This is a genomic window from Bacillus sp. EU55 (assembly GCF_038005925.1).
GTDB classification, from domain to species: domain Bacteria; phylum Bacillota; class Bacilli; order Bacillales; family Bacillaceae; genus Bacillus; species Bacillus velezensis.
Genome location: NZ_JBBOUE010000001.1, coordinates 1,905,580 through 1,929,877, shown reverse-complemented (window position 1 = coordinate 1,929,877; position 24,298 = coordinate 1,905,580). Strand labels below are relative to the sequence as shown.

At 46.8% G+C, this 24,298-nt stretch carries 23 protein-coding genes; 7 read left to right on the top strand and 16 right to left on the bottom strand.

What is annotated here, in order from left to right; genetic code table 11:
- Positions 1-74: 74 nt before the first annotated feature.
- Positions 75-1,043: a stage V sporulation protein K gene (gene spoVK, locus NYE50_RS09650; protein WP_015417523.1), complete on the bottom strand. Its 969-nt coding sequence runs from the start codon at positions 1,041-1,043 to the stop codon at positions 75-77.
- 306 nt (positions 1,044-1,349) lie between these two features.
- On the opposite strand from spoVK, the gene NYE50_RS09645 reads away from it, so the two are divergent.
- Positions 1,350-2,108 carry an N-acetylmuramoyl-L-alanine amidase gene (locus NYE50_RS09645; protein ID WP_053284973.1) on the top strand — a complete coding sequence of 253 codons (759 nt, stop codon included), beginning with the start codon at positions 1,350-1,352 and terminating at the stop codon, positions 2,106-2,108.
- 52 nt (positions 2,109-2,160) lie between these two features.
- Here NYE50_RS09645 and NYE50_RS09640 read toward each other — a convergent pair whose 3' ends face one another.
- From NYE50_RS09640 to NYE50_RS09600, 9 genes are all read right to left on the bottom strand, one after another.
- Positions 2,161-2,778 carry a hypothetical protein gene (locus NYE50_RS09640; RefSeq protein ID WP_017417824.1) on the bottom strand — a complete coding sequence of 206 codons (618 nt, stop codon included), beginning with the start codon at positions 2,776-2,778 and terminating at the stop codon, positions 2,161-2,163.
- A 48-nt stretch (positions 2,779-2,826) separates the two neighbouring features.
- Entirely contained in the window at positions 2,827-3,816 is a 990-nt protein-coding gene (gene nrdF, locus NYE50_RS09635) for a class 1b ribonucleoside-diphosphate reductase subunit beta (protein WP_012117608.1), read from the bottom strand.
- A gap of 17 nt (positions 3,817-3,833) precedes the next feature.
- On the bottom strand, positions 3,834-5,936 hold the full coding sequence (nrdE, locus tag NYE50_RS09630) for a class 1b ribonucleoside-diphosphate reductase subunit alpha (RefSeq protein WP_007611605.1): 2,103 nt from the start codon (positions 5,934-5,936) through the stop codon (positions 3,834-3,836).
- Complete coding sequence (gene nrdI / locus NYE50_RS09625) at positions 5,896-6,288, bottom strand: class Ib ribonucleoside-diphosphate reductase assembly flavoprotein NrdI (RefSeq protein ID WP_014417834.1); 393 nt, start codon at positions 6,286-6,288, stop codon at positions 5,896-5,898. Before nrdI ends, nrdE begins: the two co-directional genes overlap by 41 nt.
- A 259-nt stretch (positions 6,289-6,547) precedes the next feature.
- Positions 6,548-6,763 (bottom strand): hypothetical protein, encoded by a 216-nt coding sequence (locus NYE50_RS09620; RefSeq protein ID WP_003154062.1) that lies wholly within the window; start codon positions 6,761-6,763, stop codon positions 6,548-6,550.
- An 82-nt stretch (positions 6,764-6,845) separates the two neighbouring features.
- Positions 6,846-7,121 (bottom strand): YmzC family protein, encoded by a 276-nt coding sequence (locus NYE50_RS09615; RefSeq protein ID WP_017417823.1) that lies wholly within the window; start codon positions 7,119-7,121, stop codon positions 6,846-6,848.
- Positions 7,122-7,217: 96 nt separating this feature from the next.
- A complete protein-coding gene (gene hfq / locus NYE50_RS09610; protein WP_003154064.1) occupies positions 7,218-7,439 on the bottom strand; it encodes an RNA chaperone Hfq in 222 nt (73 codons plus the stop codon).
- Positions 7,440-7,478: 39 nt separating this feature from the next.
- Positions 7,479-8,423, bottom strand: a complete 945-nt coding sequence (miaA, locus tag NYE50_RS09605; RefSeq protein WP_159354190.1) for a tRNA (adenosine(37)-N6)-dimethylallyltransferase MiaA — start codon at positions 8,421-8,423, stop codon at positions 7,479-7,481.
- A gap of 98 nt (positions 8,424-8,521) precedes the next feature.
- Positions 8,522-8,926: a YmaF family protein gene (locus NYE50_RS09600; protein ID WP_014417831.1), complete on the bottom strand. Its 405-nt coding sequence runs from the start codon at positions 8,924-8,926 to the stop codon at positions 8,522-8,524.
- Between the two features lie 137 nt (positions 8,927-9,063).
- Between NYE50_RS09600 and NYE50_RS09595 the strand changes: the two genes are divergently transcribed.
- The 3 genes from NYE50_RS09595 to erbB all read left to right on the top strand — a co-directional run bounded on the left by NYE50_RS09595 (position 9,064) and on the right by erbB (position 10,141).
- Positions 9,064-9,318, top strand: a complete 255-nt coding sequence (locus NYE50_RS09595) for a hypothetical protein (RefSeq protein ID WP_370530899.1) — start codon at positions 9,064-9,066, stop codon at positions 9,316-9,318.
- A 137-nt stretch (positions 9,319-9,455) separates the two neighbouring features.
- The gene (gene erbA, locus NYE50_RS09590; RefSeq protein ID WP_007410378.1) at positions 9,456-9,770 is read left to right on the top strand and encodes an SMR family multidrug efflux transporter EbrA; all 315 of its coding nucleotides are present in this window, start codon (positions 9,456-9,458) and stop codon (positions 9,768-9,770) included.
- Between the two features lie 17 nt (positions 9,771-9,787).
- Positions 9,788-10,141, top strand: coding sequence for an SMR family multidrug efflux transporter EbrB (gene erbB, locus NYE50_RS09585; RefSeq protein WP_007410379.1), 354 nt, complete (start codon positions 9,788-9,790; stop codon positions 10,139-10,141).
- A 13-nt stretch (positions 10,142-10,154) separates the two neighbouring features.
- Here the strand turns inward: erbB and NYE50_RS09580 are convergent, their stop codons facing one another.
- From NYE50_RS09580 to NYE50_RS09570, 3 genes are all read right to left on the bottom strand, one after another.
- Complete coding sequence (locus tag NYE50_RS09580) at positions 10,155-10,607, bottom strand: OsmC family protein (RefSeq protein WP_014305039.1); 453 nt, start codon at positions 10,605-10,607, stop codon at positions 10,155-10,157.
- A 59-nt stretch (positions 10,608-10,666) separates the two neighbouring features.
- Positions 10,667-11,374, bottom strand: a complete 708-nt coding sequence (locus NYE50_RS09575) for a poly-gamma-glutamate hydrolase family protein (protein WP_014417828.1) — start codon at positions 11,372-11,374, stop codon at positions 10,667-10,669.
- Positions 11,375-11,629: 255 nt separating this feature from the next.
- Positions 11,630-11,863: a hypothetical protein gene (locus NYE50_RS09570; RefSeq protein WP_095272140.1), complete on the bottom strand. Its 234-nt coding sequence runs from the start codon at positions 11,861-11,863 to the stop codon at positions 11,630-11,632.
- Between the two features lie 172 nt (positions 11,864-12,035).
- Between NYE50_RS09570 and NYE50_RS09565 the strand changes: the two genes are divergently transcribed.
- Together NYE50_RS09565 and NYE50_RS09560 are read left to right on the top strand one after the other, a co-directional pair.
- Entirely contained in the window at positions 12,036-13,364 is a 1,329-nt protein-coding gene (locus NYE50_RS09565; protein ID WP_128496648.1) for a S8 family peptidase, read from the top strand.
- Positions 13,365-13,555: 191 nt separating this feature from the next.
- Positions 13,556-13,918: a hypothetical protein gene (locus NYE50_RS09560; RefSeq protein WP_007410383.1), complete on the top strand. Its 363-nt coding sequence runs from the start codon at positions 13,556-13,558 to the stop codon at positions 13,916-13,918.
- A gap of 33 nt (positions 13,919-13,951) precedes the next feature.
- Here the strand turns inward: NYE50_RS09560 and NYE50_RS09555 are convergent, their stop codons facing one another.
- Together NYE50_RS09555 and NYE50_RS09550 are read right to left on the bottom strand one after the other, a co-directional pair.
- Positions 13,952-14,707 (bottom strand): YoaK family protein, encoded by a 756-nt coding sequence (locus tag NYE50_RS09555; protein ID WP_022553315.1) that lies wholly within the window; start codon positions 14,705-14,707, stop codon positions 13,952-13,954.
- A 59-nt stretch (positions 14,708-14,766) separates the two neighbouring features.
- Positions 14,767-15,201 (bottom strand): NucA/NucB deoxyribonuclease domain-containing protein, encoded by a 435-nt coding sequence (locus tag NYE50_RS09550; protein WP_021493650.1) that lies wholly within the window; start codon positions 15,199-15,201, stop codon positions 14,767-14,769.
- A 288-nt stretch (positions 15,202-15,489) separates the two neighbouring features.
- Here NYE50_RS09550 and NYE50_RS09545 point away from each other — a divergent pair, with 288 nt between their 5' ends.
- Positions 15,490-16,701 carry a cytochrome P450 family protein gene (locus tag NYE50_RS09545; protein ID WP_128496646.1) on the top strand — a complete coding sequence of 404 codons (1,212 nt, stop codon included), beginning with the start codon at positions 15,490-15,492 and terminating at the stop codon, positions 16,699-16,701.
- 134 nt (positions 16,702-16,835) lie between these two features.
- On the opposite strand, the gene NYE50_RS09540 is transcribed toward NYE50_RS09545, so the two are convergent.
- The gene (locus NYE50_RS09540) at positions 16,836-24,293 is read right to left on the bottom strand and encodes a beta-ketoacyl synthase N-terminal-like domain-containing protein (RefSeq protein WP_159354189.1); all 7,458 of its coding nucleotides are present in this window, start codon (positions 24,291-24,293) and stop codon (positions 16,836-16,838) included.
- Positions 24,294-24,298 lie beyond the last annotated feature (5 nt).

Here is a 24,298-nt window from a genome sequence, read left to right as displayed (position 1 = left end):
AGGGCGTATACCACACATCCGGCGGGTTTTAAAGAGAGAAATAAAAAAGAGACCCCTCAGACCGGCTGAGAGGCCTATTCGTGAGCTGCCGCCTCATCTTTTATAAGTAAATCCTGGCTCTTGATCGTCATTAAATCGTTTTTTAAATATTGGTCTCCCATTAAAAGTCTCATAGCCTGAGCGCGGATCGATTTTTCAATCACGTTTCTGACAAAGCGCCCGTTGCTGAATTTAATGGGGCTTGTCGTGCTTTTCACTGTCATTAAGTAATCTTTTAACTTCCACTCGGCTTCCTGGCTTAATTGATACTCCCGCTCTGCTATCATGCGCTTTGCAATGTCCATCAGCTGAGTGACAGAGTAATCCGGAAAATCGATGCTGATAGGGAAACGCGATTGCAGGCCGGGATTTAATGACAGGAAATGTGTCATTTCTCTCGAGTACCCTGCCAGGATCAGAATAAATTCATGCTGTTTGTCTTCCATATGCTTGACAAGCGTATCAATCGCCTCTTTACCGAAATCCTTTTCTCCGCCCCTTGCAAGTGAGTATGCTTCATCAATGAATAAAATGCCGCCGAGCGATTTTTTAATCAGATCTCTCGTTTTTTGCGCCGTGTGTCCGATGTATTCACCGACCAGATCGGCACGTTCCGCTTCGATCAGATGTCCTTTGGAAAGCACGTTCATTTCGAAGAAAAGCTTGCCGATCAGTCTCGCGACGGTGGTTTTCCCGGTGCCGGGGTTCCCTTTGAACATCATATGAAGAGCTTGTTTTCCGACTTTCAGCCCTTGTTCGGCCCGTTTTTGGTTGACGAATATCCACGCGTAAATTTCTTTAATGTTGCGTTTCATTTCTTCCATACCCACTAATGTGTTCATTTCTTTTTCAATTTCTTTCAGAATGCTGTGCTTGGCTTCATTTTTTTGCAGGGCGGCCTGATATTCCGCCTCAGCTTCCGCATTTGTCAGCACTTGCTTTTGGCCATTAAGAATGATGTTAATTTGTCCGTTATTTTTATAGGTTACAGCGCGCTCCAACATGCTCACCTCTCTGTTCTCTCTTTATCTTACTCATGATGAAGCGGTTCCGTGACATCCGCCTATCATCATGAGACCTGTTTTCCTCTTTATCTGTCACTTTTTCCGTTCTCTTCGGGAATGATGTTGAATCCTGCGCTTTCCCGAGAAATATTTTTCATTTCTTATTGTATTCAGCAGAAACGGGAGGACAAACCATTTATTTTTATTTTCCGGGAAATGTTGGGTATATTTCTCATTTTTTTCATGAATGACAGCCGTACAAGCACCTTTTGAATATCATCATATGCTGTAATGAGGTGATGGAGAATGGTTAAAATTTTTATAGACCCCGGTCATGGCGGAACTGATTCAGGTGCAACCGGAAACGGACTTCAGGAAAAAGCGGTCACGCTGGAGATCGCGCTGGCTTTGCGCACGATTCTGACGAATGAGTATGAAGGAGTTTCTGTCACGATGAGCAGGACAAGCGATAAGACGGTCAGCCTGACGGAAAGAACGGATGCCGCCAACAGCTGGGGCGCAGATTATTTTTTATCCATTCATATTAACTCAGGAGGCGGAACCGGATTCGAAAGCTATATTTACCCCGGTGTCGGAGCGCCGACCTCGACTTACCAATCAGCCGTCCACACGCAAGTGATTCAAGCATCAGGTTTTAATGACCGAGGAAAAAAAACAGCCAACTTCCATGTGCTGCGGGAGACAAGTATGCCGGCGATTTTGACGGAGAATGGTTTTGTTGATACGTCAGCTGATGCAAACAAACTGAAAACAGCCAGTTTTATTGAAAGCCTTGCAAGAGGACATGCTAAGGGCTTGGAGCAAGCTTTCGGTCTAAAAAAAAAGGCTGACTTATATAAAGTGCAAATCGGTGCATTCAAAGTGAAAGCAAATGCTGATGCGCTTGCCGCCGATGCGGTGTCTAAAGGTTTTGACGCGATTGTGCTTCCAAAAGGCGGCTTATTTAAAGTGCAGATCGGCGCATTCTCTTCCAGAGATAATGCTGAAGCGTTGGCAGCACGGGCCGAAAAAGCCGGATTTGATGCCTTCATTGTGCAAGACTAAATGAAAAAACCCCTGCTCTCCCTTTTTTGGGACGAACGGGGGTTTTTTGTTATTAAAGTATATCGGCGACAAACTGAGACCAAGCTTCAAGACGCTGATACACATTTTCCTCTTTCAGTTCGCTCAGTTTCATCCAGCGCCCGGCGATTTGATCTTTTTCTTTCACTTCGACTTGTGCCGCAGACGCTAACTGGAGCGCAGAAAGGATGCCGATATGCACCTTCCCTACATCGTTTTCATCATCATTGATCAGGCCGAGTGTGACAATGTTTTGTTTGTCCTCCTCGCGAATGTACAGTTCTTCCGCCAGCTCCCGGTCGGTATTCTGTTTCAGTACTTCCGAAAATGAAGCCGCCCCTTCCATAGGGTTCATGTGTCCGCCGAAACCGAGAGAAAGCTTATTATGGAGGCGCGATTCCCCTCCGCCCGCAAGCCGTTCATACACAAACACCTCATCATCGCGGCGGATGACGACATACGGAATCGGCTGTTTAAATCGCGGGTCCTCTTCCGCGTCGCCTCTTCTGATTTCAAAAAAATGCGCCTCAATTTGAGCCATAATGTTTACGATACGTTCATCCTCGCTGTTGACTCCCTGAAATGTCAGCATTTCGTTTTGAAAGACGTCACTCCGCGGTGCAGCCAAGATGATTTCATCCATTTTATTCATGCCCGTTCCTCCTGTCTTACCTCTCCATTCAAGCCAAAAGAGCAGATATTATATCTGCTCTTCATCTTGGCCAAAATAAAAATCTTCGTCCTTAATCGGTTCTACCGTCGCTTTTTTGTAGCCGTTCCCTTTCATGGAGAAGAAATCATGTGATTTTGTTTTGGTGTTTAATCCGTTTAATACGATCGGATTAATATCCTCTTCTTCAAAGTAAGGATCGAACCCTAAGTTCATCAAAGCTTTATTGGCGTTATAGCGGATGAATTTCTTTACATCGTGTGAGAGTCCGACTTGATCGTACAAGTCCTCTGTATATTCAAGCTCATTTTCATATAACTGATTCAGAAGGTCAATCGCAAATTCACGAAGCTCTGCTTTTTTCTCTTCTGTCTGTTTATTATAAATTTCCTGAGCAAGGAGACCGACATACACGCCGTGAATCGCTTCGTCACGAAGGATCAGGTTAATGATCTCACCGCTTTGCATCAGTTTTCCTTGTCCGTAGAAATATAACGGATAATAGAAACCGCTGTAGAAAAGGAAGCTTTCCAGATAGACGGAAGCAACCATCGCTTTGAACAGTGAAATTTCATCATCTTTTTGAATGGCTTTGTAAAGCCCGACAATCATTTGCGCTTTTTTCTGCAAATATTTATTTTGTTTAACCCATTCAAATACTTCATTAATCGTTTCAGTCGGAGCAAGCGTCATAAAAATATTTGAATATGATTTTGCGTGCACCGCGTTTTCCATCATCGCCATGAAATTAAGAACCGCTTTTCGCTGATGGCCTTCGACGTGCTCGGCCACAATCGGCATGCCCGTGTTCCCCTGCTCTGTATCAAGCAGTGTCAGGCCGGCGAGCACCTTCATGTACGTATCCTGCTCATTTTTACCCAAATACTTCCAAGTGAGAAGATCGCCGTTTAATGCGATCTCTTCCGGAAGCCAAAACTGCTTTACGTTTTGGTTGTAAAACATTTGGGTGAAATCATCTTCATGCTTTGACCAGTTTGCTGCGTCATAAATTTTTGTCACTGTAAACTCTCCTTTAATCAAACGACACAAGAAAGACAGCTGTCCTGCCCGGTATCTTTCGTTCTTGCATAGTAAATGGTTTTGATGCCTCTATGGTGGGCATACAGATCAATACGGTTCAGATCACGAGTTGTCATCGTATCTTTCAAAAACAGGGTAAAGCTGATTCCCTGATCGATATGCTGCTGGATTGTCGCGATCATATCCACCACTTTGAACATGTCCATATCATAAGCTTCTTTGTAGAAGAACCAGTTATTAGACGCTAACCCCGGCATCGGGTAATACGTTTTTGAATTTCCGTATGTTCTTTCTTCGATCCGTTCCATGATCGGCATAACGGACGCCGTGCTGGATTGGACGTAGGAAATGGAGCCTGTCGGCGCGATGCACAGTCTGTAGCTGTGGTACATGCCGTTTTCAGCGACAAACGCCTTCAGCTCTTTCCAGTCTTCGATTGTCGGAATGTGCATGCCTTCAAAGAGCGCAGCGATTTTTTCGTATGCCGGTGAGAACTCTTTTTCGATGTATTTATTGAAATATTCTCCCGTTGCATAAGTGGAGCCTTCATAATGCTCAAACGTTTCGCCTTTTTCTTTCGCAAGCTCAGCTGAACGCTGGATGGAATAAAAGTTCACCATCATAAAGAACGTATTCGCAAAATCTCTTGCTTCCGGGCTTTCATACGCGATGCCGTTTTGGGCCAGGTAGCCGTGAAGGTTCATGGCGCCTAAACCGATTGACTTCATCGCTTTGTTCGCGCGTCTGACTGCCGGCGCGTTGCGGATATCCGTCGTCTCAGATACATGAGTCAGGGAATCCGTCGCGAGTTTCACCGTGCGCTCAATCGATTTATGTTTCATGACATTCAGTATATTTAATGAACCAAGGTTGCAGGAAATGTCCAAGCCGATTTCGTCTTCCTCGTCATAATCTGTGTAAGCCGAAACCTGTGACGCCTGAAGCACTTCAGAGCAAAGGTTCGAGAATTTCACTTTTGATACGTGGTTATTCGCGTGCTCTTTGTTTACGTTATCCTGGAACATAATGTACGGATAACCTGACTCAGAACGGAGAACGGCAAGCTTTTCAAGCAATTTGCGCGCATTCACTTTTTCTTTTTTGACACGCGGGTTGTCGACAAGCTCTTCATACATCGCCGTCATGTCCATTTCGTCCATATGCTGGCCGTATTCTTTATAAATCGTATGCGGATAGAATACATAAGCCGCTTTATCCTCACGCGCAAGCTCAACGAACTTATCCGGAATGACGACACCGATAGAAAGCGTTTTGACGCGCACATCTTCATCCGCAGAAATCTTTTTCGTATCAAGAAAATCATTGATATCGCGGTGGAAAATATTTAAATACGCCGCGCCTGAGCCTTGTCTTTGGCCCATTTGGTCAGCGTAACGGAACGCATTATCAAGAAGCTTCATGACGCCTACAACACCTTTTGTGGCGTTTTCAACATCTTTAATCGCTTCGCCTTTCGCGCGAAGCTTGGACAGATTAAGAGAAACCCCGCCGCCCAATTTAGACAGCTGCATGGAAATATCGATCGCCCGTGAAATATCGTTTAAGGAATCATTGACTTCGAGCAAGAAGCAGCTCACCAGTTCTCCGCGGCGTTTTCTGCCGGCATTCAAAAATGTCGGTGTACTAGGCTGATATTCCTGGTTGATCATCAGGTTTACATATTCTTTTGCTTTCTCAGTGTCGCCGTTTGCGAAGAACAGCGCGACGATTGAGATTCGGTCCTCATAACGCTCGAGAATTCTTTTCTTGTCATTCGTTTTCAAAGCATAGTCATTATAAAATTTAAACGCACTCATGAAGGAAGGAAAACGAAACTTCTTTGCGTAAGCTGTCTTAAACACTTCTTTAATGTCTTCAAAAGAGTAAAGGCTTAAGAATTCCTCTTCGTAGTATTGGTTTTCAATCAAATAATCCAGCTTCTCTTTTAAATCGTGAAAGTAAACTGTGTTTTGATTGATATAGTCAACAAAATAGCTATGTACAGCCTCTTTATCTTTATCAAACTGGAATTTTCCATCTTGTTGGATCATGATTTCGTTATTTAACTGGATCCATTTTGGCACTTGATTTTGTGACAAGTCTTTCTACCTCCTGAGTAAACAATTCAACGTCTTTAGATGTGCCGCTGAGTTCAAATTTGTGCAAGATCGGCACCTGATATTGTCTTGAAATGGTATCGGCGCTTTTTGCAAAGTTATCGCCCCATACTTTGTTGCCGCTCGCAGCGACTCCTAATAAGAGATGGGCGTATTTTTCGAGAAATGATTGTGTTGATGCCGGTACCTGGCCGAAGTTTGTCGTGTAGGTGACCAAAACAAACGGAGTGTCCACGTGGTCCGTTTCGTCCACCTTGCGGATCAGCTGAAAGTCTGTTTTATTCACAAAACGCTGAACATTCCCTGTCTTTGAATCAAATATGATTTGAACCATCCTTATCACGACCTATCAAAAATAATGAATCTCTTAACACTATATATAGTATACTAACCTCTCAGAAAAACACAACATATTGAGATCGATTTATAAAAAATTCATATTTTTGAAAGAGCGGACTTTGGCTCTGGCCCGATTAACGCCCAAAAAAGAGAGCAGAACGAGAATCATCTCTCATCCTACTCAAGGTGTCATGTGTAAGCCGATGTCTATCATAACATGAAAAAAAACTGCTTAGTAGTCTAGACTTTTATTCTTATTTTTTGTAAGAATCACATTTTTTTTCGCTTTCAACGGTTTCTTCAATCTCCACATCAGCACCGATTTCTTTCAGCACGGCTTTCAGAGCGCTTGTGATGGAAGCCTCTCTGATCAGTTCTTTGCCGTCAACGATGATGCTGGTTCCATATTCATAGCAGGAATCATCTTCACAAGTTTCTTCCCAATGGTTGATTATCACCTTGTGTTTCAATCGTCTCACCCTCTGCATGATCAATGTCAGTACTTAGTGTAGCTTGTGCGGCCCGCTTTGTAAATTCGAACGCTTGTGAAATTTATTCAAGCTCATCCAGCGCCGTTTCTTTTTTCAGTTCGATTTTATTCGTTTTTTCATCATAGCGGTATATTTTTAAGTAACCGTCCTCAACGATGCCGAAACGATTATGTTCCAGCTGCACCATGCCTTCTGTCTGCGGTTCGGTATCCGCCAAGCCGCCGTCATCATCCGTCACCACCGTCTCATGATTGCTGCAAGCTCCAAACAGCAAAAAAACAGCGATCCAAACGAGCGTAATCCTGATTCTTCTCAGTTCATTTTCACTTTCGAACACGATTTTCCGAACCCCCTTTTATGTTTCCGATATACAGCCTGCAATATACAGATGCGCATAGAAAAAGACCATTGTTCATGGTCTTTTTCAAAAAGTCTATTCAAGCTCAAGCTGGACGTTTTTTTGCGGGGCGAACGTGGAGATGGCATGTTTATAAATAAGCTGCTGCTTCCCCTCCGTTTCGAGCAAAACGGTAAAGTTGTCAAAGCCTTTTACCTGGCCGCGAAGCTGGAAGCCGTTGAGTAAAAACACCGTGACGAACGTATTGTCTTTTCGGATTTGATTCAAAAACTGATCTTGAATATTAATCGGTTTCATGTTTCGTCCTCCTTGGTTCTCAATACAATACTGTTTCGATTAAATTTCCAGTTTTCCTGCTATGCACTCGAAAATTTCCTTTTTTTTCTGCTCAATATCAACAGGCGGCGTCATATCTGTCCATGAAACGGGCATTTTATTGCGAAACCAGGTCAGCTGGCGTTTCGCATATCGCCTAGAATTTTGTTTTAATTGCTCCACAGCCTGAGGGAACGGCACTTTTCCATCAAGATATTCATACAGCTCTTTATAGCCGATCGCCTGAATCGATTGGCTGTCCCGGATATTCATATCATACAGCCGCTTTACTTCGTCAAGAAGGCCGGTTTCCAGCATCAGGTCAACGCGCTCGTTAATCCGGCCGTACAGCACTTCTCTGTCCATTGTAAGACCGATAAGAACCGCATTGTAAAGCAGCTCCCGTTTTTGGGTTTTAAGATGCTCTGACATTGTTTTTCCCGATACATGCAGGATTTCGAGCGCGCGGATGACTCTTCGCGTATTGTTTTGATGAATGGCTGCCGCCGCTTCCGGGTCGGCTGCCGCAAGATTGGCATGAAGCGCTTCCGCCCCTTCTTCAGCTGCCAGTTTCTCCATGTGCTCCCGGAATACAGGGTCGCCGGAGTTTTCCGTGAACGTATAGTCATACAGCACGGACTGAATGTACAGACCCGTCCCCCCGACAATCATCGGCAGCTTTCCTCTATCGGCAATCTCGGTGATTTTTCTTCTCACCATTTTTTGATAATCCGCCGTTGAAAAAGTGTCGGACGGCTCCAAAATATCAATCAGGTGATGCGGTACGCCTTCTGTCTCTTCTTCGGTGACTTTGGCCGTTCCGATGTCCATCCCTTTATATACCTGCATGGAATCTCCGCTGATGATTTCCGCATTCAGCATTTTCGCGAGTCCGATGCTTAGTTTTGTTTTTCCGACTGCCGTCGGTCCGACGAGTATGACGACAGGCTGTTTTTTATTTTTCAATATGTATCACTCTCTTTTATAAATCTCCCCCTAATTATAGCATTCATTTCTTCAGGCACCTATCCATTTTGCCCTTTTTCCTGAGCGCTAAACGTCCACTACCACCCGATCGGCTCGTTTCCGACAACCTCTCTCGTTTTTCCTTTGAGTGTATGGCGGTGCGTTTTCCGTCCTTCCTCCCGCGGATCGTAAACGACGCCGCCGTGCTGGATCTGAATCGGCTCATTGTAGGCGGCAAAGGTGGTCTCTGAAAGCTCATGGTAATGTGTTCCGTCAACCCTCGGGATGGCAGGGCCGGAAATGCCGTAATACCTATGAAAATGGCCGTTTTCAAACGAGGTGATGCCCGTATAGAAATGTGTATGCTCATCTGTATTGCTGCCGTTCTCCGGCTGCGAAAAGCCTTCGATCAAATGGTAATGCCCCTGCACAACATCCGTAACCGCCCGGTATGCGTGTGTGTGCGGAGGTTTTTTTGACCAATCGGACTGATACAGACCCACAAAAGCTCACTCCTTTATTTTTTTGATAAACGCCCAATCAAAAATTGGTGGGCTGAATACTCTGTTATCATCTCAAATTTATTCTTGGAGGTACCTTAATTATGAATGAAGAATACACATACGCAGTAGATAGTGATATGAGACCGTTTGGGCGGCCTGGATTTGGGTTCGGCCGGCCGGGCTTCGGATTCGGACGGCCCGGATTCGGATTTGGATTCGGACGGCCTGGTTTTGGATTTGGCCGGCCTTGGTTTGGTTATGGATTCGGACGGCCGTTTGGTTTTTACGGCGGACCGTTTTTCGGAGGGCTTGTCGGGGGGCTTGTCGGAAGCGCTTTATTCAATCCGTACTTGTACGGGGGTTACGGCTACGGCTATCCGTATTTCTATTGACGAATCAAAAAGGCTCCTCCCCGGGGGCCTTTTTGTATAGGTCTAATGTCTTGACTTGGCGGGCAAAGTTCGGATATTATTTTACTTTACTGCCTTAAACAAAAGGCATAAGGATTATGATGAGAGGGGGATTTGATATGATTCTGGGTTATATCTTCCTCACAATTGCTATTTTATCAGAGTCAATCGGCGCGGCCATGCTGAAAGTCTCCCGCGGATTTACGCGGTTTTTGCCGAGCGCGCTTGTAGTGGCAGGCTATTCATTGGCCTTTTATATGCTTTCACTGACACTGAATCTCATTCCGCTCAGCTTATCCTATGCAACATGGAGCGGAGCCGGAACGGTGCTCGCATCCATTATCGGAGCGAAATGGTTTCATGAAAAACTGGACAAGCAGGCCGTCATCGGACTCTTTTTCTTATTGGCCGGTGTCATTTTGATGAATTGGTAGAAAGGAGAGGCATGCTGATGAAAGGATTACTCTGCCTGGCATTAGCCATTGTATCAGAAGTGTTCGGGAGCACGATGCTGAAGCTGTCGGACGGTTTTACGCACCTGTGGCCCGCTCTCGGCGTCATTGCCGGAATCGGAGCCTCTTTTATGTTTTTGAGCTTCTCATTGAAAAGCCTTGATTTATCCGCCGCATACGCGACATGGTCAGGTGTCGGCACCGCTTTAACGGCAATTGTCGGCTTTTTTGTTTTTAAGGAGGCCATGACAGTCAAAATGATGATCGGGCTTGTTTTGGTCATCACGGGCGTCATCCTGCTGAACCGTTCCAAGTCTCAAAAAGCTAAAAAAAATCAAACGGCCCGGAGCTGACCGTTTGAACTCGTCAAGCGCGGGCAGCTTTTACTTCAACCTCAAGCTCCATCTCCACGTTTCCTTGGACCGCTCGTGAAATCATACATGAGGACTCCGCTTTTTGCGCTAACTTCCTGGCGAGCGTAAAATCCGTTTCGGCTGCATCCGGCTTTAATAATATAAACGGGCGGTGAATGATTTTCTGGTACGTGAACACACCATTCGTGACGTCTACAATTCCTTCAGATTCCATATGTAGATCTTCTTTATCCAGGCCGCTTCTTTCCATCATCGCCGCAAGCGTTATAATATAACAGGTCGCGGCCGCTCCAAGCAGCATTTCATCAGGATTTGTGCCTTCTCCGGGTCCGTCCATTTCCTTAGGAATGGACACAGCCGTCTCCAGCCGGCCGCTTTTAATATCGCCGACGTCGTTGCGATTTCCGGGCCAATTTGCTTTTAAATAAAAGTGATGTTTTGCCAAGGGACAAACCTCCTTTTTTTCAGTTTACTCATCTTTCACTGGTTTGTCTTTTTTTAAGCTCACGAATACTCTTGATTGATCACTCTTTTTATCGTACGGACAAACCGGTAAAATTCCTCCGTTTTTGTGAATTCCCTTTCGCGGTAATCAAAATTATCAAAAAACGCTTCCCGCTGTTTTCTGCTGATCTCAAGCTGTATGCTCAGCCCGGTTTGCGCCTGGTTATTGATATTTTCGGTGTCAACCCCGGCCAGACCGGTTTTTGAGGTTGCCAATTCTGCAGAAAATCCGTTTCGTTCGAGAGCTCTCACCAATTTTTTCGCCCGCTTCCGGTCGCTTCCTCCGACAAGAGTATTTTTCTCGTCGCCTTTATAACCGTGAACTGCGATAACATAATGGTGCTGCTTAATACTTTCGACTGCTGAAGGCTCATCGAACTTGGTGCTCGTAATATGAAGAGTCTGGTTATCATGCGCTTTTAATCCCTCAAACAGGTAGGTTGAATAATCATCCCTGAAAGAGCGGACGATCTCGCTCACCCCGCCCTCAATTCTCCCTCCGTGCGGCGACATGATCAATACGGGGCTCCCCTTTCGCTTATTGTACGATATATGATAATCATCGGGGTCTTCGTGTTCAGCCAGATCTTTAAAATCTGTGTATGTATCAGAAGAATTCGAGGGATCAGGGTCTGACGCATAATGAGCACATCTTATTAGTAAGACCATTGCTACGATAATGATGACATTAAGTAAAATTCTTTTCATCAGCTCTCCTTCTTTGCTCCTTTCTGAAAAATGACATGTTCATTATATGGATTTTTGTCAATAGGTCTTATCTTAACATTCTATTAACATTATCATCAGTGAAAAACTTCCCGGTTTCGAAAAATCAATGGATTGTCACGGTTCAAGCGCTCAAATGCCGGGCATCAGTGAAAAAAGGTTGAGAGAGGGCAAAAAAAAAGGGAGGAACGCCCGAATTTTCAGGGGCGGGAGATTCACGGCCGGAAACGGACGGCATCAAGAATACGCTTTTAAAAATGAATATCCGCCTCCCGAAGCAAATGCACAGGACAGAATGGAGCCCGTCAAAAAAGTTCTCATCTGCCTTTTTGTACAGCAAAATGCCGTTACAGCCCGCTCATCCCCTTTTTTTACAATAATGGTCCGTTTTGAAATGGAGCCGTCTTTTTTCATATATATAATATCAATCGGAAGCTGTTTTTCCAAGGAATGTCTCAATATTATGTTCATGTATATACCTCCTTCCGCCGGCTTCATTATAAACGCGTTCCGTTTCAACTCGGTTTCTTCTCCTGAAAAAGCCGCAAGTAACCAGCTCTCCTGAAGGACAAACAAACTGACCGAACATACGGCCTGTTCATATGGTATAGAGAGAATCGCCAGAATGGGAGGAAAAGTATATATGTTTGGTTACTCAATGGTACAAATGGTGCGGTCAAATGCTCATAAGCTGGACTGGCCGCTCAGAGAAAACGTCTTACAGTTATATAAACCTTTCAAATGGACACCTTGCTTTTTACACAAGTTTTTCGAAAAAAAGGTGAAAAACAGAAAGAAAATGTCAGTCATCATTGAATTTGAAGAGGGCTGTCATGAATCCGGTTTTCACAGCACAGGACAGGTCTTATCAAAAGAAAAACGCTGCACCATAAAAAAGCAGTTTCAAACAATCAATTGCTGCAGCGCCGAAGTCACTCCGTCCGCCCTTCACATGCTTCTTTCGCAATGCCGGGATATCCGTAAAATCTATTTAAACCGTGAAGTAAAAGCGCTCCTTGATACGGCAGCTGAATCGTCTCATGCAAAAGAAGTGACCCGTAACGGCACCGTATTAACAGGAAAAGGCGTAACCGTCGCCGTTATTGATACCGGAATCTATCAGCATCCCGATTTAGAAGGCAGAGTTATCGGATTTGCGGACTTCGTCAACCAAAAGACAGAACCGTATGACGACAACGGGCACGGCACCCATTGCGCCGGTGATATTGCAAGCAGCGGCGCTTCATCTTCCGGTAAATATCAGGGGCCGGCGCCGGAAGCCGATCTGATCGGAGTCAAGGTTTTAAACAAATCAGGATCAGGAACCTTGGCTGATATCATTGAAGGTGTGGAATGGTGCATACAATATAATAAAGAACACACGAAGAATCCGATCAGAATCATCAGCATGTCACTGGGCGGAGATGCGCTCAGATATGATAAAGAAACGGACGATCCGCTCGTCAAGGCCGTTGAAGAGGCATGGAATGAAGGAATCGTCGTCTGCGTCGCCGCGGGCAACTCCGGTCCGGAAGCTCAAACGATTTCAAGCCCCGGTGTCAGCGAGAAGGTCATCACGGTAGGCGCCTATGATGACAATAATACGGCCGGCAATGAGGACGATACGGTCGCTTCATTCTCAAGCCGCGGCCCGACGGTGTACGGAAAAGAGAAGCCTGACATTCTTGCACCCGGGGTCGATATCGTATCTCTCCGTTCTCCGCGTTCATATCTTGACAAATTACAGAAATCAAACCGTGTAGGCTCCTTGTATTTCAGTCTGTCGGGCACGTCCATGGCCACTCCGATCTGTGCTGGCATTGCCGCCTTAATCCTTCAGCAGAACCCGCAGCTTTCGCCTGACGAAGTGAAAACACTGATCAAACAAAGTCCGGATCAATGGACAAATGAAGATCCGAACATTTACGGAGCGGGCGCAGTAAACGCTGAAAACGCCGTGGCGAAAGAGTAATCTTTTTATCATGAGAACGGGGTCGTCTAAACCTGCAGATGACTCCGTTTTTCAGGTGAACAGATGAAACATTTATAATGAAGGAACTCGGAATGCTTCAGAACCGGCTGTCAGAAAAAAAGATCAATCAAGGCAGTGTATTTCTAAAAAAATAGGGAATAAGTATGGTGTAGATAAAAGGAGGAATCACAATGGCACTTACAAACACCGAATTGTCTGAATGGCTGCAAAAACAGATCGGACAAACGCTTGATATCAGAAAAGGAGAGCTGACAGACAGCCGAAACGAGATTTCTGATATGGACCAGATCATGCTTCACCTTGATGATGTTCTCGTCCGCCGGACAAACCATCCCGATGACTATGTAGCGGACGAAGAGCTCGTCTTAAAAGGGCACGGCACAACCTATACGGAGGAAGGAAATGTCCCGCTTCCTCAAGATGCGTATGAAATCCCTCTGCTCGGCGATATTACCATCCAAAAGGAGCAAGACGGATTAAAAGTACATACAGATCGGGCCGTGTATACAATCGGGACCCGGAAAGAGCAATAAAAAGAAAAAACGCCCTGAACCAGCGGCGTTTTTTTATTGGTTTTTTTCTTCAGAATATCCGTGGAACATCGTGAATGCGCAAAGCATAATGCCTAAAATAATGATAATCGGAAGCCAGATCACGGCAAACTTATAATCCGGTTCGGCAAAAGCGCCGATGACCGCCCCAAAGCAATACAGAACCAAGGCAAGCGCGCGCAAAACAGCATCTCTCGTAAACTGCTTCCGCTTGTCCGCTTTGTAAAACCTTGCGGTGAGATCTTCAAAAAAATTAGCGAGCGTTCCCGTTAATACGGTCGTGGAAATCCCCGCTACACCAAGTTTTCTCGCGGCTGTCGTCTGCATTCCCATTGCGAAGCTGAGCAGCATAATCAGCACATAAACAGAAATGGCGTCTGCAAAAAAGCAGGAGAACAAAGCAAACAGCAGCAAAACGGCTCCTTCAATAGCTAAAGCGGCAGTTACCGCAGAGGGCCAGAATGATTTCTTTTTATTGCCCACAAGCAGGGCCGCGGCAATAACGCCGGCAATAAATCCGATTAACGAGGTTAATGATTTGAGTACGGCAAGGTGCCATGAGTTGCCGATCGCCAGGCCGAACAGAACGATGTTCCCCGTCATATTGGCGGTAAAGATATGTCCCAGGCTTAAATAACCGATCACATCCACAATTCCCGCTGTTAAACAAAGAAGTAAAAGTGCAATATTTCGGTATGTAGTCACTGTCAATGTGATCCAATCCTTTCTCATGCTGATTCCAACATATAAGTTTACTCTTTGCCATTTCATATGTCCAGCCGGCGTGCCGCTTTTTCAGAGCATAAAAAAACTCCGGCGAACCGGAGAAGCTACTGAACGATAAATAGTACTCTCGTGCCGTCGGAGTATCCGCTCATTTGATTTCCAACCCATGAACCGGCCCCGCGGTTATCCGACGGGGTTACATATCTGATATCAGCCCCCGCCCCGCCTTCTGTGCAGACTGCCATGGGCCATTCATCACGGTCAAACCCGGGCTTTGTCGGAATTCCTTTCAATGATTCTTTCCTTCTATTCTCCGCTCCGCCCCGATCAATTGTACAAATCTCAGAATGACCTGCCGAAATGGCGTCTTTTATATGATTTCCCGTCTCCGGATATTTTGACAGCGGGAAATACAGCACCTGATCGTATCGGGATGCGGCACGAGCAGCACTGTCCGAATGGATGCCGGCGCCCGTAAGGCCGACCTGAAGAGAGATCACCAAAAGCAGACTTGCCGCCCATTTCATAAACGCATTCATTCACATCCTCCTTAAGAAGTTGATATGAAGCGTAAATATGTATATTAGCCGGATTTAACACACATGATGAAATGGAAAAAAAAGTTTGCTGTTTTGTTGATAATCAACGAAAATGGCGGCTTTACGATTTGTCTATTGAACCGGCTTCTGTTTCCTTATATATTTTAGTCATACTTATGAGCCGTTGTGATCAGTGTCTTCGGCAGATAAAAGGAGGAATGCCGTCCGGTCGGCAGGCACCGGCTGTTTGTTATGTCTTTTCAAAAACATGAAGGCGGGGAAATCCAGATGGAAAAAACAATGTTTCACCCACACTCACCCGAGTTTCACGAAAACCCTTTTGCGGTTTTAAGCAGATTCAGAGAGCAGGACCCCATACATAAATTCGAACTGCAGCGTTTCGGAGGCACCTTTCCGGCTTGGCTCATCACGCGTTATGATGATTGTATGGCGTTTTTAAAAGACGGCAGAATTACGAGAGATGTAAAACGGGTCATGCCGAAGGAGCTGATCGCGAAGCTGAATGTCAGTGAAGATATCGATTTTGTCTCAGAGCATATGCTGGCAAAAGACCCTCCGGATCATTCACGTCTTCGATCTTTGGTGCATCAGGGGTTCACTCCCCGGATGATTGAGCAGCTTCGCACCGGGATAGAGCAGATCACAGAAGAGCTGCTGGATGAAATGGAAACAAAAGCAGACCCTGATATCATGAGAGATTTCGCCGCACCGCTTCCGTTTATCGTCATTTCCGAACTGCTCGGGATTCCGAAAGAGGACCGCGCCAAATTTCAAGTGTGGACAAACGCAATGGTCGACACGTCAGAAAGCGGACAAGATGCGACCAACCAGGCTCTCAAAGAATTTAAACAATATATGAAAACACTGATCGAAGAAAAAAGAAAACATCCGGCTGAAGATCTGACAAGCAAGCTTATTTACGCTGAAGAGGACGGCCAAAAGCTGAGTGAATCAGAGCTGTATTCCATGCTGTTTTTGTTAGTCGTTGCCGGGCTTGAAACAACGGTTAACCTTCTCGGCTCCGGCACCCTGGCGCTTCTTCTGCACAAAGACCAGATGGAGAAGATAAAGCGGCAGCCGGAAAATATCCAGACGGCGGTCGAAGAGCTTTTGCGTTATACCTCTCCCGTCATCATGATGGCAAATCGATGGGCGATTGAAGATTTCACCTATAAAGATGTTTCTATTAAAAAAGGTGATATGATATTTATCGGCATCGGTTCAGCCAATCGGGACTCGGAATATTTCGATGATCCTGATACATTAAATATAGCGAGAACACCGAACCGTCATATCTCTTTTGGATTCGGCATTCATTTTTGTCTCGGGGCTCCGCTCGCCCGGATGGAAGCATCTATTGCCTTTACCGCGCTTTTAAAACGGTTTCCGAATATAGAGCTGAAAGGCGCACCCGAGGATGTAACATGGAGAAAAAATGTGTTTTTGAGAGGGCTTGAAACATTGCCTGTCAGATTTTAATATCGCCCCCCTGTTTCGGGGGTTTTTTTAATGTCTTATAAACGGAAATCAATACAGTAGTGAATATTTAGTACATAGTGAATTTAGTTCTATATAGATAAAAAAAGCGGCCGGATTGCTCCGGCCGTTCTCTATTACCGTTTTACCAACTCATGTGTTTCGTCCAGCTTTTTTCTGAAAGATTTAAGGAAATTTGCGCTGATCGTTCCTTTGTTTGCGTACAGTTTTTCGCAGAATGCCTTAATGGCGTTTTGCGGCTTTGGTTCCGACAGCATTGTGACATGATTGGAAGAGTGAACGTCCAGCAGGTGAAACTGTTTCATCTGGCGTTCCCATTCTTTCCAATACGCATCATGGTCTAACGGGATTTGTTCTTCCTCTGCTGTCAGATAACGTTCAAGATCTCCGAGGAACAAACCGCTTTTATTACGGAAGTAGTAGCATTGCAGCGCTTCCGGATGAGGCAGCGGCTTCATATCATACTCTTCCATTCCGTAAGCGAGCTGCGTCTTCATCATTTGCTCCAGCTGCATCCGGATCGCTTCTTCGGATTTTGGCAGACCGCGCTTTTTGGCAAGGCCGATCAATTCTTTCAATACTTCTTCTTCCTCAGCCTGGACGGTAATGTCTTCTCTGCTGATTAATGCCTCTTCAAGGTTTTCAGGCTTAAGATATGCTGTAAGCATCGTATTGATCGTTTGCAGCATGACCGACTTAACAGATGGTTTTCTTTCTTTCCATTTTTCACTGTACGGGGTGTCGATCATGACGGCGCTTTTTACCGTATGACCTTCCTCTTGCAAGAGGCGCGCGGTTTCGTATGCAAGCATTCCGCCTAAGGAATATCCGCCGAGGTCATAAGGGCCTTTCGGCTGTACCGCTTGGATGATTCTCATATAAGAAGCGGCCGTCTCTTCGATTCCTTGCAGCGGCTCTTTCCCTGTCAAACCTCTTGCCTGGATGCCGTAAAAAGGTCGCTGACTCTTTTTGGCGAATGGCTGGTATGCTTCAACGCCTCCCGTTCCGCCGTGAAACCAAAAAACAGGACGGCCTTTTTCTCTATCATTCAGCTTGACGAGTTCTGGAAAATTTCGGCCCGCCTCCTGCGATTGGTTCGTTTTTAACAGCATGCTAATCTCCTGAACAGTGCTGCATTTCTGAAGAGCCTCCAGACTGATGCGGCTGTCTCCGTCCTCAAGTTTCTTCAACAGCTGAATAGAGGAGATTGAATCGAAGCCGTATTCAGTCAGCGGCTTATTTTGATCAATTTCCGCTGGCTCCATCCCCAAAATGTCTGCCACAATGTCAGCCGCGCTCTCGCAGCGGATCTGAGGATTCTGTGATACCGGTGCAAGGCTGATGTCTTCTGACTGACCGCCGTTCCAATACTTATGGTTTTCAAAAGGATATGTCGGAAGCGGCACTCTTTGAACAGATTTGCCTTGGTGGAGTCTGTCCCACGGTATATCCGCACCTTTCACCCAGCAAAATGCAAGTTTTTCCAGATTGTTTTCAGCCAACAGCGTCTCCGTGACGACTGTACCGAGAGTCCCTTCCAGTAAAACGCCGATATCTCCTGATCCAGTCTGCTGACTGCCTGTAAAGAAGCTTTTCATTCCATTGCTTTCTTCGGAAAATGCTCTGTACTCTTTCAGTTTTTCCAGCAATTCATCTTGATTGCGGGCAACGAGTGCCAGGCGGCAGTTCATCGCCTCACGGCCGGTCTGAAGCGTATAAGCAATATCCCGCAATGACGGAGTATCTCCAGTTTGCACAAAATCAGCCAGCTGACCTGCGGCCGCCTTAAGACGTCCTTCGCTCTTAGCAGAAAGCACGATAAGCTGCGGTTCACACGCAGATTCTTTGTCTTTATGGCTCGGGCTGTACTGTTCCAAGACGACATGCGCATTCATGCCGCCGAAGCCATAGCTGTTAATTGCGGCCCGGCGCGGAATCGGTCTGCCCGTATGGTCGGTGAGCTGTGTCCATTCCTGATTGTCTTCGGTGAAACGGAAGCGGCTTTTCTGAATGGCCATTTGCTCATTTGCAGCTGTAAATCCGGGAATGCCCGGGATGGTATGATGCTTCATGGCCATCGCCGCTTTTATAAGGGCGGCCAGTCCGGAAGCGAGTTCGCCGTGCCCGATGCAAGGTTTCACGGTGCTGATATAACAAGGCGCGCTTTCCCCTTGATTTGCAGACTCGCCGTAACCCGCTTTGATTGCATTAAACTCCAGCGCATCTGCCATTTCGGAGGCAATGCCGTGCGCTTCAATATAAGTGACGGTTTGCGGATCAATATCGGTGTCTTCGTACGCTTTTTTCATCGCGGCCTTCATTCCCGCCGGATTCGGTGCGTGAAGCGACATGCCTTTACCGCCGTGAGACACTCCTGTTCCTTTAATGACCATGTGAATATGATCGCCGTCTTCAATTGCCGCCTCAAGCGGTTTGATGATGATCACGCCCGCCCCTTCGCTTCTGACAAAGCCATCGGCATCTTTTTGGAACGATTTCGCCCGGCCGTTTTTGCTTAAATATCCCATTGAGTCAAAACCGATAAAGCCCTTCGGCGATTGCAGAATATTGGCGGCCCCCACGACAGCCTGCTCACATTCGTTATGACGGATTGATTGAACCGCCCTGTGCAATGCCACCAGCGTTGACGTGCAGGCAGCCTCGTAATATTCACTCGGTCCTTGTAAATTCAAGGCATATGATATTCTGTTCGGAATGATGGACGGGATGGCTGTTCCATTGTTCGGATCGCTGTTGCCCGCGGCAACGAAAACGCCTGTCGGTCTGCTTGATAACGCCTTATTTGTCAGGCCCGCATCCTCCATTGCCTTCCATGTATGCATCAAAAGCAGAAATTGCTCCGGCCCCATTTGTGATGCCTCTTTAGGGGAAATTCCGAAAAAGAGCGGGTCAAATTCGCCGACACCGTCAATAAAACCGCCCCATCTGAGACTCGTGTCATTCTCATCACCGGCGTAACGGCGCCAGTCCCAGCGGTCCGCCGGAATTTCGGTAATACAGTGATCCCCGTTTACGATGTGCTCCCAAAAAGACTGGATATCCGGGGATTGCGGAAACTGAGCTGACATACCGATAATCGCGATTCCTTGCTTGATATCGGCGTTATCACAAGGCGGATGCTGTTTCTTCGGTAAAGTGCGCTCTTCTGTTTCCGTGACCCTGGCCTCTTCTGAATGCTTATGATCGGCAAGCAGTTGAGAAAACTTGCTCTTATATGCTGACGCGAAGTGGCGGGTCAGCTCCTCCGCGGTCGGATACTCGAAAAACAATGTTGGATTCACATCGATGTCCGCCTCTTGGCCGATCTCTTTTGTCAGCCCGATCAGGCTCGCTGAATCAAGTCCCAATTCCATGATATTCGCGTCAGACGGGAGAGATGGCGCGGGTTCATCCATCATCTTGGCGAGCTTGCCAAGGACGTAGCTGCGGATATCATCTGTCAGACTGCCGGCAGAAATCGGTGCTCCCGCATTCTTCACAGCCGTTCGGGCCGGCTGATTTATCTGTTCGGTTTTCGGGCGGAACCGTTTCAGGGCATAGCCTTCAAAACGCATCACCACTTCCGATCGGCTGCTGATGACATCTGCGTTAATCAGAATCATTTCCCCCGTTTGTTTGGCCAGCTTGATGTGCAGCCAGCAATCGATAAGATCTTCCGGGCTGCTGAAGGTGACGGAATTAATGCCGAACGGCAGATAGCTTTCCGCCTCCGTTTGATCCAATAAAGAAAGCGAGGCCAAGTAAGCACTGTTGGCGATGAACGGATTTACGGCATAATGATGCGCTTGTTGTGAGTCGCTATTGTTCAGGTTCACTTTCGCTAAAACGGCATCAGAGCCTTTGTACAGGCGGGTGATCGTTTTAAATTCTTCTCCCCACACGACGGTTCCCGTTCCGTCTCCGTATAACTCATCTATCCGGCCCACTTCCCGGTAAGAGCGCTGAATGGCCGCCAGATCCGCGTGCTGCTTTTGAAACGGATAGGGGCTGCACTCGGCATACGCCGCTATGCTCCAATCAGGAGACGTGCGGCTGCGGTGCATTATGCTCAGTTCAAATCCATCCCCGTTTTGTTTCGATTCAGTTTTCAGCTCGATGCGATCGCCTTTTTTTACGGTAATGGGGCTCGCGTAATTCAGTTTTTTAATTTGTCCTCCTTCCGCTTCAGGAAAAAGATCACAAAAATGATCGACTGCCAGACTGTTATATGTAGCGCCGACGAGTACCGGTTCTCCGCTGAATTGATGCCCTTTCACGTATGGGTCGACATCACTGTATACCGCCTGAACGCCGGCAGCGTTTTCTGATTCACCGAATTGAAAAGAAGTCCCGTGGTCAAAAGCGTAGGCCGGCAGATGAACGGCGTGCTCCTGCCGCAACTGATCAAACGCGATATTCTCTCCTTTTTCCCATTGCCGCGCACGCCGGCCAATATCAGAATCGGAGAAATTGAGATTCCGCTGATCCATGCGGTAAGCGGCCAGCTTTTCCAGCAGTTCCAGAACGGAAGCAGCCGTAAATGCCGCACGATACTCCGAATGATGCGTTCTTTTTTGCAGCGCGGATGCGATGGCGGCCGGATGAAGAGATGGCGTCTTTTCTAAAAAGGCCGCCAGTCTGTCAAGATAGGCTTCAAAACTCCATTTTGTTTTCGCTGACACAGGGAAAATATATTCCTCATCGCCGTGACGGGCCTGATCGGAATTCGGTCTGATATATTCTTCTACGATGAGATTTGCATATGCCCCGCCTGCCCCGAAGGAATTGATCATGCTTCTCCGCGGTATGATGTCTCCCGTCTCGGCATCCTTCAGACGTTCCCAATACTCGGTTTTCTCCTGCAGGTAAAAAGGCGTTTGTTCAAGCGCGATATTCGGATTTTGCGGTTTTGCGTTAATCGTCGGGACTAATGTTTCCCGCTCCATTTGCAGCAGCACTTTCGCGAGCTGGGACATGCCGGAAGCCGCCTCTAAATGCCCGAGATTTGACTTGACGGATCCAAGCGCGCAAAAACGTTTTTTATCAGTATATTGCGCGAACGCATTTGTCAGGGCAATGACCTCAATCGGATCTCCCAATACAGAGCCGTTTGCCGCTGATTCAACATAACTGATTGTTTCCGGATTGATTCCGGCCTTGTCGATGGAAGCCGCCATGAGCTTCGCCTGCTGTTTCGGATCCGGAGCCGTGTACATCTGCCTTCCACCGCTATGGCACAACGCGCTGCTTTTAATGACCCCGTAAATATGGTCTTTGTCGGCAACCGCTTTAGAGAACGGCTTCAAGAGCACCGCCCCGACTCCTTCTCCCGGCATCAGGCCCGTGCCGGTTCCGAAGCTTTTGCTTTCACTTCCCTGTTCAAGCAAATTCGCCCGTTCGAGCGCATCATATTTAGACGGTTCAAGCGTGAGATTGACCCCTCCGGCAATCGCCATGGAACAACTGTTAAGCTTCAGGCTTTCACAGGCGAGATGAATGGCGCTCAGTGAGCTGGAGCATGCGGTCGTAACGCCCATGCTCGGGCCCGTTAAATTGAAAAAGTGGGAAATGCGGTTGGCGATATGCCAATCCCCTCCGTTAGAGCTGAGCGCAGATTTTTCCAACGACGGGATATTCCAGAAATATTGATTGTACATACTTCCCATAAATACACCGATGCCGCTGTCTGATTCCTGCCATTCGTTTACTCTTTCTAACGAGTAACCGCCGTTTTCAAATGTTTCCCATACGGTTTCTAAGCTTAGACGGAGCTCAGGCGTCATCTCCATCACATGGTCTTCCCGGATGTCAAACAAGTGATGGTCAAAAGCGTCAATATGCTGCAGAAATCCGCCGTACCGTGTTTTGCGTTCTTCTTTTCGTGTTTCTTTTGCCATTGTTTTCAGAAGACCGGATTTCCATCTGTTTTCCGGAGCTTCCGTAATACAGCTGTCTCCGGCTTTTAAATGCTCCCACAGCTCATCGAGGGTTTCAGACTCGGGATAGCGGCCGCTGATGCCGATAATGGCAATGTCGTCACGATCAGAACGATTAACGGTGACGGTTTCTGTTTCCGGCTTTGGCGCTTTTGGCTCTATTTGTTCAGTGATAAACCGCCGCGTTTCCGTGACAAGCGGCACCGGTTCATTCATTGCAGGTTCCGGATGCTTTGTTTCAGGAGGCGCTTGTTCGGCTCCGAATGCCTGTTGCAGCTTATCCGGGTAAGTTTCCAGCAAATACTCGGCAAGTTCTTTCGTATTCGTGTGTTCAAATAAGACCGTTTTCGGCAGCTCGCCCGTCAATGTTTCCAGTTCGCGGATAAAATTCACCTGCAAAATGGAGTCGATGCCGTATTTTTCAAAGCTGGTTTCCGGCTGAATGCGCTCGGGAGCAAGCTTTATGGACTTGGCTAACGTTTCTTTTATGAATTGCACAGTCCGGTCTGTGACTGAGAAAGACGGTTCTGTGACATCAGCCGGCTCTTTGGAAGCCGCAGTTTCTTCAACCGCCTGCGCGTTCGGCTGCTTTTGCCTGATGACGCCGTCGCTTTCTGCCGCCACGATCTGCTGGCCGAGGTGATGTGACGATTCCGCCATAAATGTAACGTACCGATATCCCTCGCTTTCCAGCGCAGACTGCCACGCTTCAGGATACAGCCCCGGGCATCCGGGAATGCGCAGTTTGGCGTCTTCATACAGCCACCAGCCTTCCAAAAGACCGAATGTCAGATGAGAATAAACCGAATGGCTGCTAATCTCATTTAATAGCAAAATCCCATTCTTTTTAAGCACCGCTTTGGCATTGCGAAGCGTCCGCCGAATATTTTTTGTCGCGTGAAGCACATTTGCCGCAATTACCGCGTCATATGCGCCCGCCTCTATACCCTGCAAAGCCGGGGGCTCTTCCACATTAAACCGCTTATAAGTCAAATACGGATTGTCGGGACCGTATTCTTTTTCAGCATGCATGAAAAAGGCCTTTGACAGATCGGTGTAGCAATATTCTTTCACATGATGTTTGTACTCTTTTAATCTTTTGAAAACGGCCGCGCTTGTCCCGCCCGTCCCCGCTCCGATCTCTAATATCCGGATTTCCGCGTTCGGGTCTTCTTTCAGGCGTTCTTCAATGAAAGCCGCCAATGTGTCAGCGAGCACCTCATTAAAGTAGTCTGCCGTTTCATTGTTTTTATAGATTCCTTCCACCAATTCCATTGAGGAATCGGGAAACAGAACATCAGTGGCAGAAACTCTGCCGGATAAAATATCCGGCAAAGCTCTGAGAGCGGTCTCCACTAAGGTGATCATCGCCTGTTTGCTGCTGTCCTTGAGTAAAGGAGCTTTCTTTTCATCCCATTCTTGCCACAGAACGTCCGCACGCTCTATCGGACCCGTTAACACATACGTACTGCCTGACTGTTTCAAAAAGCCTTTTTGCACCAAGATGGAGATGCTTTCTTCCAGCCACCTGCCGTAAAACCCCTGCATGACAGGCTGCGTTTCGTTTTCCGTAAAAAATCCGACAGATTTCAGCTGGCCTGCCAATAGTTTGTAAAGAAGATCTTCAGTGTTTTGCAAAGCCG